Origin of the sequence: Opacimonas viscosa (assembly GCF_024199005.1) — a bacterium.
GTDB lineage: Bacteria > Pseudomonadota > Gammaproteobacteria > Enterobacterales > Alteromonadaceae > Opacimonas > Opacimonas viscosa.
Genome location: NZ_JANATA010000005.1, coordinates 28,812 through 43,422, shown reverse-complemented (window position 1 = coordinate 43,422; position 14,611 = coordinate 28,812). Strand labels below are relative to the sequence as shown.

Here is a 14,611-nt window from a genome sequence, read left to right as displayed (position 1 = left end):
AGAAGTCCTTCATGCAAGCTCCTAAAGCACTAAAAGACGCCCAAGATATCGCCAATACACTCGATACGGCAGTGAAAATTCCATTCCTTGGGTTGCGTGTAGGTTTAGACTTTTTGATTGGGTTAATCCCTGGTGTCGGAGATGCTATCGTCCTGTTATTGTCCTGGCGTATTGTTTATCTGGGTAAAAAGTTAGGTGCACCAAAACATGTTATTGGCCAAATGATACGTCACTCTCTAGTGGATTTTGGCTTAGGTTGTATTCCATTAGTCGGGGACATTGTTGATATTTTTTACAAAGCCAACCAAAAAAATGTGCGTCTGTTGGAAACGTGGTGGATAACAGAGAATAAAGAAGCCGTAGATAGTTATGCAAAGGCACAATTGGCGCAGTGGGAAGCTGAGCAGGACAAGCTAAACGAAATACAGAAAAACCCCACACAGCAAGCATTAGAATCTGCATTGGCTGAGGAAAAACGTGTTAGCACGCCCGATTTTCGGCGCTCTTAACATTTTGTTAAAGTAAAATTTTGTATGTGAAGTGATTTTTAACGATGCAAAGATTTGTTATTTTCTGGAGTATTTTCTTTTTACATTCCCCGGTGTTTGCTCAGGATGATTTTAATCAAGCATACCGTGCATACCAAGATGCAGAAGCACAGCAGGACAAGCCCGCGATATTAAAACACGCACTGAGTGCATATGAATTCGGCCAAAAAAAGTTTGGGGACCGTTCTGAAAATACGCGCAACCTTGCCTTAAATTTAGCACATGCGCATGTACTAAATTCACAGTTTCAGGAAGCTTTTGATATTTTTTCTCGTTTGTACCAAGCAACAGATGAATATTCGGTTGAGGCACTTGCTTTGGTAGTTGAGAAACTCCATTTAGCGAAAGAGGTGTTCAAAAGTACCAGAGCAGACCGTCGTCGTCAGCATGATTTGGTTAAATCTGGTTTTAGAATAATTGCTAAATTACGTAAACAAATAAACCCTACCGTGGTGGATTTAACTTATGAGTTTGCATTGGTGGCTTATAACAAAATCTATGATCGGGTTTTGCATCGAGATATCCAAACATTAATGTCTGATTTGGAGACGGATTTAATAGCACAGGAACCGGATGACACTAGGATCCAGGAGGTTCGTTTTATTTTGGGTCGGATGTATTTAGATAGAGAAAAATATGCACGAGCCGAAGCAAAATTCAAAGAAATAGTCGCACACTTTAAACAGCAAAACGATGTATCAAATCCTTATAGCGTAGCTAGTCATGGCTTACTCGTTCAGCTGTATCAAAAAACAGAAAAATATGAACAAGCCACTGAACATTCTGTTGCGCTGGGACAAATTACTCCTTGGCAAGAAAATGTTGAACCAATCCCTATTTATCGTGAACAAGTCGATGATTATCCTAAAGAACTGAAGAGAAAACGGATCCCAGGATTTGTCAAAATAGAATTTACGATTTCAGAAATCGGTGAAGTAATACAAGCAACAGTGGTCGAAAGTTCACATCGTGCCTTTAATAAGATGTCATTAGAAACAGTAAAAAAATGGCGGTATGCCCCACGTTTTATCGATGGGAAAGCGGTGCGCTCAGAAGGCCACATTGTTACGATTAATTTTGTAGTGGGTTAAGATTGGTCTATATCGCTTTTTCTTGAAGCATAGTTAGAGATACTACACCTAAAGCGGCCTCCGAGGTCGCTTCTAAATCAACCGGCGGCGCCAAACCAACATCATAAGCTTGTTTCCATCGAGAGGCACAAAGGCACCAGCGGTCTCCTGCTTTTAATCCTGGGAATTGGTAGGCTGGATAAGGTGTTATTAGGTCATTACCCAAACGTGCCTGCATTTGCAAGAATTCGTCCGTCACAATAGCACACACCGAGTGGTTACCTACATCTTCACTAATAACCTGGCAAAAACCGTCGCGTTGAAAGCCAGTTCCGGCACAACACATTTTTAAATCAGTACCTAAGACGTTTTTGGTATTATTCACAGATGAGCCTCTAATTTGCCTGTATGGTTCACAATTAGCAAAGGGTTGTTAACGTATTTCTAAAGTATATACCAGTGGAGAAGATGGATAAACAAAAGGGCTGTGCTAGGAAACTTTATTTTAAGTAAAAGCGTAAATAAATATAATGAAATTTTATTGGCACGAACTGCTGCGGTTTTAGCACATGGAAAGTCGGCAGTTGCTAAATTAAGAACAGTGCCTACACATCAATATTTTATGAATATACAACCCAATAATCGGGAGCACATAGTTTGCTAGATAAAACAGAGTTAAGCGGGGCGATCAGTCGAACTTTGGATCCACAAGAGGTTGCTAAATTTGATAGTTTGGCAGAACAATGGTGGGATCCACTAGGTAAATATGGCCAAGCGATTGCATTTAACCATGCTCGTTTAGCGTACTTTACTCAGCAAATTGCGACACACTATGACAGAGAGTTAGCGTTTTTACCCAAACCTACCGATAATTTGTGGCGTTTGTATGATTTGGGTACCGTCTTTTCTGGTTTATCAATATTAGATGTGGGCAGTGGTGGAGGACTCGTTTCTGAACCACTGGCGAATTTAGGTGCAGATGTGACCGGAATTGATGCTAGTGCTATGAGTATTGAAGTCGCTAAACGGCATGCATTTAATACCCAAAGTCATGTCCGTTATGAACATGCTCTGGCGGCAACCAAAGTCGCTGAAGGAGCTAAATATGATGTGGTCATCAACGCTGAAGTAGTCGAGCATGTGCGTGATCAGGCACAGTTAATAAAAGAGTGTACCCAGTTAGTTCGCCCTGGCGGTATGCTTATTTTAGCCACGCTTAACCGGACTTTGCTATCTTATGTGTTAGCCATTGTCGGTGCTGAGTATGTGATGCGTTACTTGCCTATTGGCACGCATAGCTGGCGTAAATTCGTTAAACCAGATGAACTTTTACGGTGGGCTCATGATGGTTCTTGTGTATTGCATGATCAAACCGGTATGCAGTACAACCCGATAAATAAAATCTGGTCTTTTGCAAGTAAGATGAAAGTCAATTATGTAATGTGTTTCGTCAAGAAGGGTCCTAGTGATGAAAATTTATGATACTAAAACCGCGCCAACTCCTCGGAGAGTTCGTATGTTTTTGGCCGAAAAAGGGATTGCGATGGAGTACGTCCAGGTGGATATTGCTAAAGGCGTTAATCTCACCCCTGAAATGCGAGCCAAGAATCCTTTGGGAAAAGTGCCGATATTGGAACTTGATGATGGTACATGTATTTCAGAAACCTTGGCGATCTGCGAGTATTTTGAAGCGCTGCAACCTGAGCCTGCATTGCTAGGTAAAACCCCTCTTGAAAAAGCCCAGATCATGCAATGGCAACAACGTGCAGAGTTGTATTTGTTTATGCAAGTCGGCATGTGTTTCCAGCATAGCACGGGGTATTTTAAGGATCGTATGACGCCAGTCCCTGAATATGGCAAAGAAGCAGGCATCAATGCACAAAAATTTTTGCACATGTTAAACAAACATCTAGCAGATAATACGTATTTGGCTGGAGATGCGTTTTCGATTGCGGATATTACCGCACTCGCAGCGATAGATTTTGCTCGAGTGGTTAAAATCAGAATTCAACCTGAGCAAGTACATCTCCAGCGTTGGTATGATTTGTTACAAGAACGTGAGAGTGTTTCAGCATAGCATGCCCAGAAGCGAACTCAAATCGTTGCTTTCTACTTGGAAATTTGGGCTAATGGGACTATGCTTAGGTTGACTCATTACCCAATAAGGATAGTTATGGAATCTCTCAAAGTTCAAGATTACATGAATAAGCGCCCAGTGAAATTTTCACCAGAAATGCCTATTGCACAAGCCGTTGAGGCTTTATTGTCGAGCAAGCAGTCTGGTGGCCCAGTCATAGACGCTGCTGGTAATTTGATTGGCTTTTTATCGGAACAAGATTGTTTAAAGCAAATGCTCGATTCTACGTATTATCGTGAGCAAATTGCGCATGTCGATGAAGTAATGGTGACCGAAGTTTCACCTGTCAGTCCGAATGATTCGATTTTAGAGTTAACGGCTCGGTTTGTGAAAGACGGCTATAAGATGTATCCGGTTGTCGATGATAGTGGTTGCCTAATTGGCGTCATTAATCGATCTGATGTGTTGTACGCGATCGATGTGCACCTAAAAGATGAGTACAAGCGAACAGCATAAAGAGTCCATTTAACATTTTTAAATCCAGTTAAAACAATTTATGGGCCTATTTTAGACAAGTAAACATTCCCGTTTGCAAAATGCTAACTGTGGGTTACTTAATTTGGTGGGTTTTCTTGAATATAGGGAGTGTATCCGCTTCTAATGCGGGTTTATCCCAGCGGATCCGATGAATTCTAGGAAAGCGCAAAGCCACTCCAGACTTATGCCTTTTCGAGGCGTGAGCTGCGTCAAATGCCACCTCGAATACGAGTGTTTTGTTGACCTCTTTTACTGGACCAAAACGTCCTATCGTGTTTTTGCGTACCCATTTGTCCAACTCTTTTAATTCGATATCCGTGAATCCAGAATACGCCTTGCCAATGGGTAACAGTTTCGGTTGTTCAGAGAGGGCGTCCTGTGCCGGGTCGTTCTGCCACAGTCCAAAAGTAAAGTCTGAATAAAAAGATGAGCGTTTGCCATGCCCACGCTGAGCATACATGATCACCGCATCAACTAACTGTGCATCGCGTTTGAATTTGTACCACACTCCTTTGGGTCTTCCTGGAGTATAGGGGCTGTCTTTGCGTTTGAGCATTAAGCCTTCGGTATATCCTGATGGGTCGCTACACGCTTCGGTTCTCAGTTGGTCTAACTCTGCTGTATTGTGTACGGTAAACGCTTCTGAGAATAAGGAGATTGTGGACTCAAAACATTGCATAGTTGCACGTAAATACCGTTTGCGTTCTACCAGTGTAAGGTGGCAAATGTTTTTGATGGATTGCTCGGTTTGGCAGGTTAGCTTTTCTTTTTTTGGCTCTACAATGCTTGTAGGCACAAACAATGCATCATACAACACCAGCCCACAAGGGTATTCAGCTTGAAGTTTTTTACTGGGCTTTTTCTTATTCAGCCGTTGTTGTAAATCATTAAAAGAGCCAATGACACCCTCGCGCATTGCTAAGAGTTCACCGTCATAGACACCCGGTAAGTTAAAATCTGCTAAGACATCAGGAAAGGAATGACTGATATTATCACCTGTCCTGGAAAATAGCGCTTTTTCAGTGTCTTTCACTACAATTTGTACCCGAATACCGTCATATTTATATTCCGCTAAATAATCGGTATAGGTAACCTTTTCTTTATCGTCTTCCTGCAAAGGGTGTGCTAGCAGGACAGGGTGAAAGACTACTTTCTCAGAAATATCCGGTTTTGGCCCTGAATTTTCCAGCCAAAGCAGCAAATCCGTATAGGGTGGTGTGAGGCCATGCCAAAGATTTTCAATATCATGGACTGTGACAGCAGCCTGATGACTTTGTCCGTATTCAGCAAGAATGTGTTTTAAGCGCCGAGCCGATAACCCAACTCGTAAGCCGCCAGTCCCCAGTTTCAACAAAGTCCAACGTAGGTTGGGAGAACAGTTATTGAGTAGGTATATCAGCTGAGTTTCAATTTCTGACTTTTTTGCTGTTTGCATAAAAGCGACAAACTCGCTAAGTGTGGGCATGACAAAATCAGGGTCAGGCTCATTTGGCCAGAGGTGTGCCACGGTCTCACTCATTTCCCCAACATAGTCGTAAGACAAGGCAAAAAGCACGGGATCAACTCGTTCCAAGATCAATTTTTTGACCGTGTTGCGTTTATAGTGAGTAAACTGTAACGTTCCAGCTAACGCTGCAATAGCCCAGCCTCGCTCTGGGTCACAAGTAGTGGCTAAATATTCTCTTAACAATACACTTTTGGCTTTATTTGATGCAGTGAAATACAAGGCATCAAATAGCTCACTGAGTTTATTCATCATCATACCCCACCAAGCGCAAAGCTCGTGCTACATAACCCATTTTTTGAGCTTGGTGCATGAGCGCATCTTCACGGCCATGGGTAACCCATACTTCTTGTGGGTTCACTTCACTAATACTATCTAACAGTTCTTGCCAGTCACAATGATCAGAAATCATCAGTGGTAGTTCAGCGCCTTTTTGTTTGGTCCGTGCGCGAATTTGCATCCAGCCTGAAGCCATACCAGTCAGTACATTAGGGAGTTTACGCGACCACCGGTCAGTTAATGCAGAAGGCGGTGCTAACACAACTTCACCGGCCAAGAGATTCAGATCTGAGACGTCACTGACAGCGATACATTCCCCAAAATCAAAGCCAAATGTTTGGTATAACTGCACTAGTTTTAGCATGGCGCCATGTAGGTAGATGGGTTTGGTATAGCCGGCTTCACGCAGTCCCAACAAAACCCGCTGACATTTGCCTAATGCATACACTCCAACAAGATGAGTACGTTCAGAGAAACGCGCTAATGAGCTTAACAGTTTTTGTATTTCATGTTGAATCGGAGGATGCTGAAATACCGGTAAACCGAACGTGGCTTCAGTGATAAACACATCACAGGGGATCGCAACAAAAGGTTCGCAGCTAGGATCAGGGGTTCTTTTGTAATCGCCGGTCATGACTAAGCGAGCGCCACGATACTCCAGTAAAACCTGTGCTGAGCCCAAAATATGGCCGGCCGGATAAAATGTCATAAATACAGGCTCCGCGCCTGGCAGTTGGATCCGTTCCCCAAATTCAATATGGTGTTGGGCCGGACTGTGCTGTTCACCATAACGCACTCTCATAATCGCCATCGTAGCAGGTGTTGCCCACACATTTTCATGGCCGGCGCGAGCATGGTCGGCATGCCCGTGGGTAATAATGGCATTTTCTACTGCTTGCCATGGGTCAATATACGTCTCTGCTGGGATACAGTACAAACCCGCTGGTCGTACTTGAATCCAATGCTCTGGGTGGTTATGTTTGGTAAGAGGCATTTTGTAGTGTGAGTTGACGGTGTTTAACGACAATGCAAAGGTCCACTGTTAGAGATGATTTTGTTACGTTTTAAGTCACTGTTACGATCTATTTGGGTGCAGATTATCCACATTATGTCGATCCTGTTTTGTGGATTTCCGTATGCATATATAAAATATCTACGGAAACAACCGTGTCTTTGAAGTGTTTACCCAAACCATTCCAGAAATGGTTTACGCAACAAAAATGGCAGTTGCGTGATTATCAAGCGAGCATGCTTGAGTTTGCTCAAGCTAAACAGTCCACTTTGTTGATTGCGCCAACAGGTGCAGGGAAGACCTTATCTGGGTTTTTACCGTCTCTGATCGATTTATATGAGCATCCACGCCAAGGTCTACATACTTTGTATATTTCACCGCTAAAGGCACTGACGCATGATATTCAACGCAATTTAGTCGTGCCGGTGGAGGAGATGGGCTTGGCTATTACCATTGAAACCAGAACGGGTGATACACCAGCTCATAAACGCACTCGACAGCGAAAAAAGCCGCCGAATATCCTGTTAACCACACCTGAATCTTTGATGTTACTCCTCTCTTATGCCGATGCAGATAAAATGTTTGGCAAACTGCAGACGGTGATTATCGATGAAGCGCACAGCATCGCCCCAAGTAAACGCGGAGATTTTACGTCTTTGGCTTTGGCACGGTTGGCCTCAATTAACCCCGATTTTATGCGGATTGGATTGTCAGCAACTGTCGCCGATCCGGCTTTACTGGCAGCTTGGTTAGGGCCAACAGGGACACCTGCACAGGTCCATATTTGTGAACAATTAACGAAACCGACGGTAGAATTACTAGAAACAGAAGCACATATTCCCTTTGGTGGACATATGGCGACGTATGCGATTAATGATATTTATGACAAGATCCAAACAGCAAAAACCTCGCTAATTTTTGTCAATACACGTGCCCAAGCAGAACTTATTTTTCAAAACTTGTGGGAAAAGAATACCTTGGGTTTACCCATTGCTATCTACCACGGTGCCTTAAGTCGTGAGCAACGTCACAAAACAGAAAATATGATGGCGCAGGGTTTGATTAGGGCGGTGGTATCGACCTCGGCATTAGAGTTAGGCATTGATTGGGGCAATGTTGATTTAGTGTTGCAAGTTGGCGCACCCAAAGGGGTGAGTCGTTTATTGCAAAGGATAGGGCGTTCCAATCATACTTTAGATACACCTAGTCAGGCCATGCTGGTGCCGGGTAATCGGTTTGAGGCATTGGAAGCCTTGAGCGCGATGCACGCGATAGAACATGGACAAATGGATGCTGAACCTATTTACCCTGGTGCATTAGATATCTTGCCGCAGTTTATTGTGAATTGTGTGTGTGCGAAGCCTGCTTTGCCAGATGAAATCTACGAGATTTGTTTACTGGCTACGCCATATTCAGGGTTAGAAAAAGAGATATTTAACCAACTTTGGCAGTTCACCATTGATGGCGGATACACTTTGAGTCACTACGATCGTTTTCATCGCTTGGTACTGAATGAGGACGGTCTGTATGAACCGGCAAATCGACGCGTCATTATGCGGCACCGGCAAAATATTGGAGTGATAGTCGAAGCGGGGCGTTTAAAAGTAAAACGTTTGCGACGCGCACATTCAGGTAAAATTGTGGGCGAGATTGAGGAGTATTTTGCCCAGCAGCTCGTCCCTGGTGATACTTTTTTATTTGCGGGGGAAGTGTTGCAGTTTGACGGGATCAAGGATATGTGTGTAGAAGCGTATCCAGCCAAAGCAAAAGAGCCCAAAATACCCAGTTTTGTGGGTGGGAATATGCCCTTATCTAGCTTTCTAGCAGATGCCGTTCGCCAACTGCTAAACGAACCCAAACGCTGGGCTGGATTACCTATGCAAGTAAAAGAGTGGTTAGAATGTCAACGTGAGTTTTCTCATATCCCTTCACCCAAACGCGTCATGATCGAGCATTTCCCTTATCGTCAGGCCCAATATTCGTTGATTTATACTTTTGAGGGACGCAGTGCTAATCAAACCTTGGGTATGTTGATCACTAAACGTATGGAAAAATTAGGGTTGCAGCCTCTGAGTTTTAGTATTACCGATTATGGTTTATCTATTTGTTCCCTAAAAGCCATCAGTGAGCAACAAATGCTAGCACTGTTTCATCCGGATATTTTAGGTGATGAATTAGAAGACTGGATGCTTTCATCACCGATGTTAAAACGCTCTTTTCGACATGTTGCCATGGTGAGTGGTCTGACCGAGCAAACTTATCACGGAACGCGTAAAACAATGAAACAAGTCACATTTTCTACAGATCTCATCTATGATACTTTAAGAGAGCATGACCCTGATCATATTTTATTAAAAGTGACTCGTGAGGATGCAGAGAGAGAATTATTGGATTTACAGCGTCTGGCTGGTTTGTTAATCCGGTATGTCGACAAGATAGATTTTGTCGAACTCCCCAAAGTATCACCAATGGCTATCCCAATTGTGCTAAATGTCCGCAGTGAGGTGATTAAAGGGAGCGGACAGCAAGCCCTGCTAGAACAAGCGAGTTTGTATGATGAGGCACAAACTATGATGGCTGAGGTGAGAGCATTGCTGAGCTCTGAATAGTCTGTGCTTGCAGCAACTTATTACTTAGGTATCAATAAAAATACGCAAAATTCTGTCTATGTGCTGTATTGTTTCTATGTGCTGTATTATTAATGTACCTAAATTTGTTAAAGCTAAAATATTCCATGTAAGGTGATAATGTTTAGATGCTAACCACTACCCAACCAATACACGAAGCACCGAGTAAAGTAGAGCAGAGAATTTCTACGCAGCAAGCGACACCGTTTCGGTTTGCTAGACAAATTTGGATTGCCGATGCTAGTGGTGGGTTATTTTGGCCTAAACATAAAACCTTGATTGTGTCTGACTGTCATTTCGAAAAAGGCAGTTTTCTCAAACAATTCGCCAACCCCATACCGACTTATGACACAATCACGACGATCAGTCGTATTGCAGAGTTGATGATTTGTTATGCACCGGAGCATGTTGTGTGTTTAGGCGATAGCTTTCATGATCTGCACGCAGGTCAACGTATGTTAGGCAAAGATATCGCTGCTTTGCAGGGACTGATCAAACAGGCTACAAAATGGACTTGGATATTGGGGAATCACGACCCCGAAATTCCATGGCATTTTGGTGGCGATAGGCAGCATCATTTAGTCCTTGATAATATCATGCTCGCCCACGAGCCGGAAACTGCTATGGGATTAGAACATGCTGATTCCGAATTTCAGATTATCGGACATTTTCATCCTAAAATGAGTGTCACAATCAAACGCCATTCTATGTACGGGAAGTGTTTTGTACATGATGACACGACTCTGATTATGCCTGGTATTGGTGCATTTACAGGTGGATTAGATGTCAATGAATCTGCCTTAGATAATGTTGTGGCAAAACCTGCCCGTAAATATGTTTTGACGTATCAAGATAAAATTTACGCTCTTTAATTTATGGCAAAACCTACAAAATTGACTAAGCTTTGTTAGTAATGAATGTAAGAGAATTCTCTCAAGCTTTTTATTACATGTACGATATCTTTAGATAACAAGAATGTTTCGTACTGCAGAGTACTGATATTTGCAGGCGACAGCGCGGATCCTCCGCATTTAAACTTCATATTGCTGTACAGGATGTACTTCTATAATAGGTATATCCATGAATTTAGCGTCTAGATTAACCATTGTTTCTTTAACTACATTTTCTGCCGTCGTTGCGGTGTTGTGTATTATCATCATTAGTGCCTTGTTAGGCTTACAATTAAATTCTGAAGCCCACAATGCGACCCATTCTAAAAACATCGTAAACTTGATGCAGACCTTAGATGGAGTGGCTCATAATCACGCTGTTGAGCGTGGTTTGACCGCTGGGTTCTTGGGTAATCCCACGGCGAATCGACGTCAACAAGTCATTACCCAACGCGGAAATGCAGATGCAGCAGAACAAAAACTGCGCGAAACACTAAATACGTTCAACGATCCAAGTATCAAAGGACTTCTACAACCATTATTTGGTAAGCTTTCACAAAAAACTGCGATTCGTAAAGAAGTTGATAATTTAAATGGGCAGAATGCGTTTAATGGTTATTCACAAATTAATGCCTATTCAATCAATGCGATAAGCATGCTCCGGGCGAGTATTACCTCACCAAAACAACAAGCAGCAATCGAGCAATCCATCCATTTGGCTTGGTTAAAAGAGCGAGCTGGACAAGCTAGAGGTAAAATAAACGGTATTTTGGCACAAGGGACCTTCAATGCTGTGGCGCAGAAGGACATTCAAAATTATGTAACAGATATGCAAACTGCCACGACTTACCTACAAAATATTTTACCTGCAAACGAATTAACTGCTTTTAACAATATAATTCGTGACCAAAATAGTCAAAACATCGCAAAAGTACATCAGTTTATTATGAATTCTGCCCCAGGCGAGTTTACTGACCCACCTGTGGATAGTAGTGCATGGTTTGCTGTTGCTACCACACAGATTGGTCAAGTGAAGGGCTTACTTGACGGACGATGGGGATATAATGTTGCATTGGCCAACCAGATTTACAACACGGCTAATAATCACATGTATCTGCTGATTGGTGGCGCGATAGGCTCTCTTTTGTTGGTGATTGGTATTAATTTATCAATGGTTTTTGGGCTCAAAACCCAACTCCGAGCGTTAATGAAAAAGTTAGCATATGTGGCTGATTCAGGGGATTTAAGTCAACCGTTAGCATTGACGGGTAATAACGAACTTACCCAAGTGGCGATTTCGATTAATCGTACCCATAATTCATTCAAAACGATGCTCGATCACGTGACCCAGTCAGTACGTGCATCCAGTAGCATCAGTGGTGAGTTTGATGAAGTAAGCCAAGAAGTTATGCATGATGCCCAAGAAACACAGGCACATGCCACCAGCATTGCGGCAGCGGTTGAAGAGATGGCACAATCAAGCGAAGAGTTATCGGGTTCCGCAATTGAAACACAAAAAGTGAGTGATGCATTGGCAACTCAGATAAAACGAACCCTAAAAGTCAACGAAGAGGCACAAACATCTATCGATATGCTGACGACTCAAATGTCAGTGATCAATGAAAAAGCGAACGCAACGGCCCAACAAGTCAATGCCATCAACAGCATTTTGGCAACAATTAATGCAGTATCAGAACAAACCAATCTCCTTGCGTTAAACGCTGCTATTGAAGCGGCTCGAGCGGGTGAGTATGGGCGTGGTTTTGCGGTAGTAGCTGATGAAGTTCGCAATTTAGCGACGCGCTCCAAAGACTCAACTGAGGAAATCGTCAACTTATTAGAAGCACTACAATCTGCTTCAGAACAAGTGACGCATGCCGTAAGTGACGGCCAGAAAAGTATTGATACGTCGGTTGAAAAAGTGAATCAAGCGAAACAAATTGCTGAAGAGCTACAAAATGAAGCGGATGTCCTTAATCAACAAGCTATTCAGTTTGCAGCTGTGTCAACTCAACAGTCTCAAGTAAGTAAACAAATAGCTAAGCAAACTCACCAAGTACTCGATGCTGCCACTCGAGAGTTAGCAGCAACTAAAAAGATAGAATCCATTCGTCAGCATTTTACCCAAACCGGACAAGAGCTACAAAATTCAGTGGATTCATTTAAACATTAATTGCGCCAGCGTTGGTTAATTTCGTCATACGCATCGATTCTACGGTCTCTGAAATACGGCCAGATGCGTTTGACGTTTTCAGTTCTACTCAAGTCAACGTCGACTAATAAATTCTCTGCCTGATCCGTACTGGCTTCTGCTAGGAGTTCACCTTGTGGCCCTGCCACAAAACTCGTCCCCCAAAATTCAATACCACTGTCATCCACTGGTGACTTTTCAAAACCAGTTCGGTTGGCAACCACAACAGGGACGGAATTTGCAACCGCATGGCCACGTTGGATAATTTGCCATGCATCACGCTGTCTAGCTTGTTCATCTGGGGTATCATTTTTGTCCCAACCAATGGCTGTGGGATAAAATAAGATATCGGCACCGGCCATGGCCATCAGGCGAGCGGCTTCTGGATACCATTGGTCCCAACACACTAAAACCCCTAATTTACCAATCGACGTCGCAATCGGCGTGAAGCCCAAGTCTCCGGGTGTAAAATAAAACTTTTCATAAAAGCCAGGATCATCTGGGATGTGCATTTTGCGGTAGGTCCCCGCAATCTCTGCGCTACAATCATACACCACTGCGGTATTGTGATATAAACCAGATGCACGTTTTTCAAACATGCTAGTGATTAATACAATATTGAGTTCAGCGGCTAAGCTACCGAAAAATGCATGACCATCACCTTCTAGTGGCTCAGCCAAATCAAATACGTCGACATCTTCTGTCTGACAAAAATACAAAGTCGAATGTAATTCTTGCAGTAAGATACATCGAGCACCTTGAGCAGCTAATGCTCTGATTTGATGTGCAGACTCTGACCAGTTTTGTTGTTTGTTATTGTCAGAAATTGCTTGTTGGACAACACCGATTTTGATTGTTTTATTCATGCTAGAACTCCTTTAGGAATTTGCATAGTAATGCAATGTAGGCTGCCATATTGTTGTACAAGCACACTACAGTCAACTGGCACAATAGAAAATTCAGGATACGCATCAGCCAGAACTGCTAAGGCTTGCGCATCTTCTGGTTGTTGGTAAATAGGCGCTAAAATAGCACCATTTAGGATCAAAAAGTTGGCGTAGGATGCAGGTAGACGATCCCCATCTGCAGAAAAGACTTCCGGTAATGGGAGAGCAAAAAGTGTATGGTCAGGCAAGTGATGCTGTAACTCTGCACCTAAAGCGTGTAAACCACTAAAATGAGGATCAGTGGGTCGATTTTCACACCCTTGATAGACCACGCCTTGGTTTGGTGTAAATCTCGCCAATGTATCAATATGACCATCGGTATCGTCACCTGCTAGATGACCGTGCTCCAAGACAATCGTTTGTGCAACACCTAGTGTTGCTGCAAATAATGCGCGATATTCATCCAATGTCATTGTGCCATTGCGCTTTGGGTTTGTTAGGCACATTTGAGTCGTCAGTAATACGCCTGCTGCATTGATTTCCAAAGCACCACCTTCAACCACAGCAAGTTCACTGAAAAGCGGCACTTGGAGACGATCCGCTAAATATTTAATGTTGACCTGATTATCCAAATTCGCAGTGAATTTTTGGCCCCAGCCGTTGAATTGAAACTCTAATGCGCGCTTTTCTGTCCCGTCACAAGTTGTTAAAAACCCATAATCTCTGACCCAAGTATCATTGTACTTAGCAGGAATTAGGACAACGTCGGGATGTTCAGCAAAGAGGTTTTGCACAGTATCTAATTGGGCATAATCGACCAACAACAACACTTGTGCATGTTGTTGCAGGATAGTCAGTATTAATTGTTGATAAGTGGCATGGGCTTCACTGAGCCAAGGTGCCCAATCCGTTTCAGCATGTGGCCAAGCCAACAGCACCGCTTCTTGTTCAACCCATTCAGGTAATAATCTATGCATGTGTAAACGCCT

13 protein-coding genes are annotated in these 14,611 nt (G+C 43.0%); 8 read left to right on the top strand and 5 right to left on the bottom strand.

All coding sequences use genetic code 11. The features are described from left to right. The first annotated feature begins 11 nt into the window (after positions 1–11). Entirely contained in the window at positions 12–509 is a 498-nt protein-coding gene (locus NLF92_RS04305; RefSeq protein WP_349293217.1) for a DUF4112 domain-containing protein, read from the top strand. Positions 510–553: 44 nt separating this feature from the next. After that, positions 554–1,639, top strand: coding sequence for a TonB family protein (locus NLF92_RS04300; RefSeq protein ID WP_254099248.1), 1,086 nt, complete (start codon positions 554–556; stop codon positions 1,637–1,639). Between the two features lie 7 nt (positions 1,640–1,646). On the opposite strand, the gene NLF92_RS04295 is transcribed toward NLF92_RS04300, so the two are convergent. Beyond that, positions 1,647–2,003, bottom strand: a complete 357-nt coding sequence (locus NLF92_RS04295) for a DUF2237 family protein (RefSeq protein ID WP_254099246.1) — start codon at positions 2,001–2,003, stop codon at positions 1,647–1,649. A gap of 272 nt (positions 2,004–2,275) precedes the next feature. Here NLF92_RS04295 and ubiG point away from each other — a divergent pair, with 272 nt between their 5' ends. From ubiG to NLF92_RS04280, 3 genes are all read left to right on the top strand, one after another. Continuing rightward, complete coding sequence (ubiG, locus tag NLF92_RS04290; RefSeq protein WP_254099244.1) at positions 2,276–3,100, top strand: bifunctional 2-polyprenyl-6-hydroxyphenol methylase/3-demethylubiquinol 3-O-methyltransferase UbiG; 825 nt, start codon at positions 2,276–2,278, stop codon at positions 3,098–3,100. Continuing rightward, positions 3,087–3,695, top strand: coding sequence for a glutathione S-transferase family protein (locus tag NLF92_RS04285; RefSeq protein ID WP_254099242.1), 609 nt, complete (start codon positions 3,087–3,089; stop codon positions 3,693–3,695). The genes ubiG and NLF92_RS04285 overlap by 14 nt, the downstream gene beginning before the upstream one ends. A gap of 96 nt (positions 3,696–3,791) precedes the next feature. Then, positions 3,792–4,211 carry a CBS domain-containing protein gene (locus NLF92_RS04280; protein WP_254099240.1) on the top strand — a complete coding sequence of 140 codons (420 nt, stop codon included), beginning with the start codon at positions 3,792–3,794 and terminating at the stop codon, positions 4,209–4,211. A gap of 94 nt (positions 4,212–4,305) precedes the next feature. Here the strand turns inward: NLF92_RS04280 and NLF92_RS04275 are convergent, their stop codons facing one another. Both NLF92_RS04275 and NLF92_RS04270 read right to left on the bottom strand, forming a co-directional pair. Then, on the bottom strand, positions 4,306–5,991 hold the full coding sequence (locus NLF92_RS04275; protein ID WP_349293216.1) for a cisplatin damage response ATP-dependent DNA ligase: 1,686 nt from the start codon (positions 5,989–5,991) through the stop codon (positions 4,306–4,308). Continuing rightward, positions 5,981–7,009 (bottom strand): ligase-associated DNA damage response exonuclease, encoded by a 1,029-nt coding sequence (locus NLF92_RS04270; protein ID WP_254099386.1) that lies wholly within the window; start codon positions 7,007–7,009, stop codon positions 5,981–5,983. Before NLF92_RS04270 ends, NLF92_RS04275 begins: the two co-directional genes overlap by 11 nt. Positions 7,010–7,188: 179 nt before the next feature. Here NLF92_RS04270 and NLF92_RS04265 point away from each other — a divergent pair, with 179 nt between their 5' ends. The 3 genes from NLF92_RS04265 to NLF92_RS04255 all read left to right on the top strand — a co-directional run bounded on the left by NLF92_RS04265 (position 7,189) and on the right by NLF92_RS04255 (position 12,717). Then, on the top strand, positions 7,189–9,636 hold the full coding sequence (locus NLF92_RS04265) for a ligase-associated DNA damage response DEXH box helicase (protein ID WP_254099384.1): 2,448 nt from the start codon (positions 7,189–7,191) through the stop codon (positions 9,634–9,636). A gap of 146 nt (positions 9,637–9,782) precedes the next feature. Next, positions 9,783–10,526, top strand: a complete 744-nt coding sequence (gene pdeM, locus NLF92_RS04260; RefSeq protein ID WP_254099238.1) for a ligase-associated DNA damage response endonuclease PdeM — start codon at positions 9,783–9,785, stop codon at positions 10,524–10,526. A 208-nt stretch (positions 10,527–10,734) separates the two neighbouring features. Further along, positions 10,735–12,717: a methyl-accepting chemotaxis protein gene (locus NLF92_RS04255; RefSeq protein ID WP_254099236.1), complete on the top strand. Its 1,983-nt coding sequence runs from the start codon at positions 10,735–10,737 to the stop codon at positions 12,715–12,717. On the opposite strand, the gene NLF92_RS04250 is transcribed toward NLF92_RS04255, so the two are convergent. Both NLF92_RS04250 and NLF92_RS04245 read right to left on the bottom strand, forming a co-directional pair. Beyond that, positions 12,714–13,601, bottom strand: a complete 888-nt coding sequence (locus NLF92_RS04250; protein ID WP_284700358.1) for a carbon-nitrogen hydrolase — start codon at positions 13,599–13,601, stop codon at positions 12,714–12,716. The two genes, NLF92_RS04255 and NLF92_RS04250, sit on opposite strands and share 4 nt — an antisense overlap. Beyond that, positions 13,598–14,599: an agmatine deiminase family protein gene (locus NLF92_RS04245; protein WP_254099234.1), complete on the bottom strand. Its 1,002-nt coding sequence runs from the start codon at positions 14,597–14,599 to the stop codon at positions 13,598–13,600. Before NLF92_RS04245 ends, NLF92_RS04250 begins: the two co-directional genes overlap by 4 nt. Positions 14,600–14,611 lie beyond the last annotated feature (12 nt).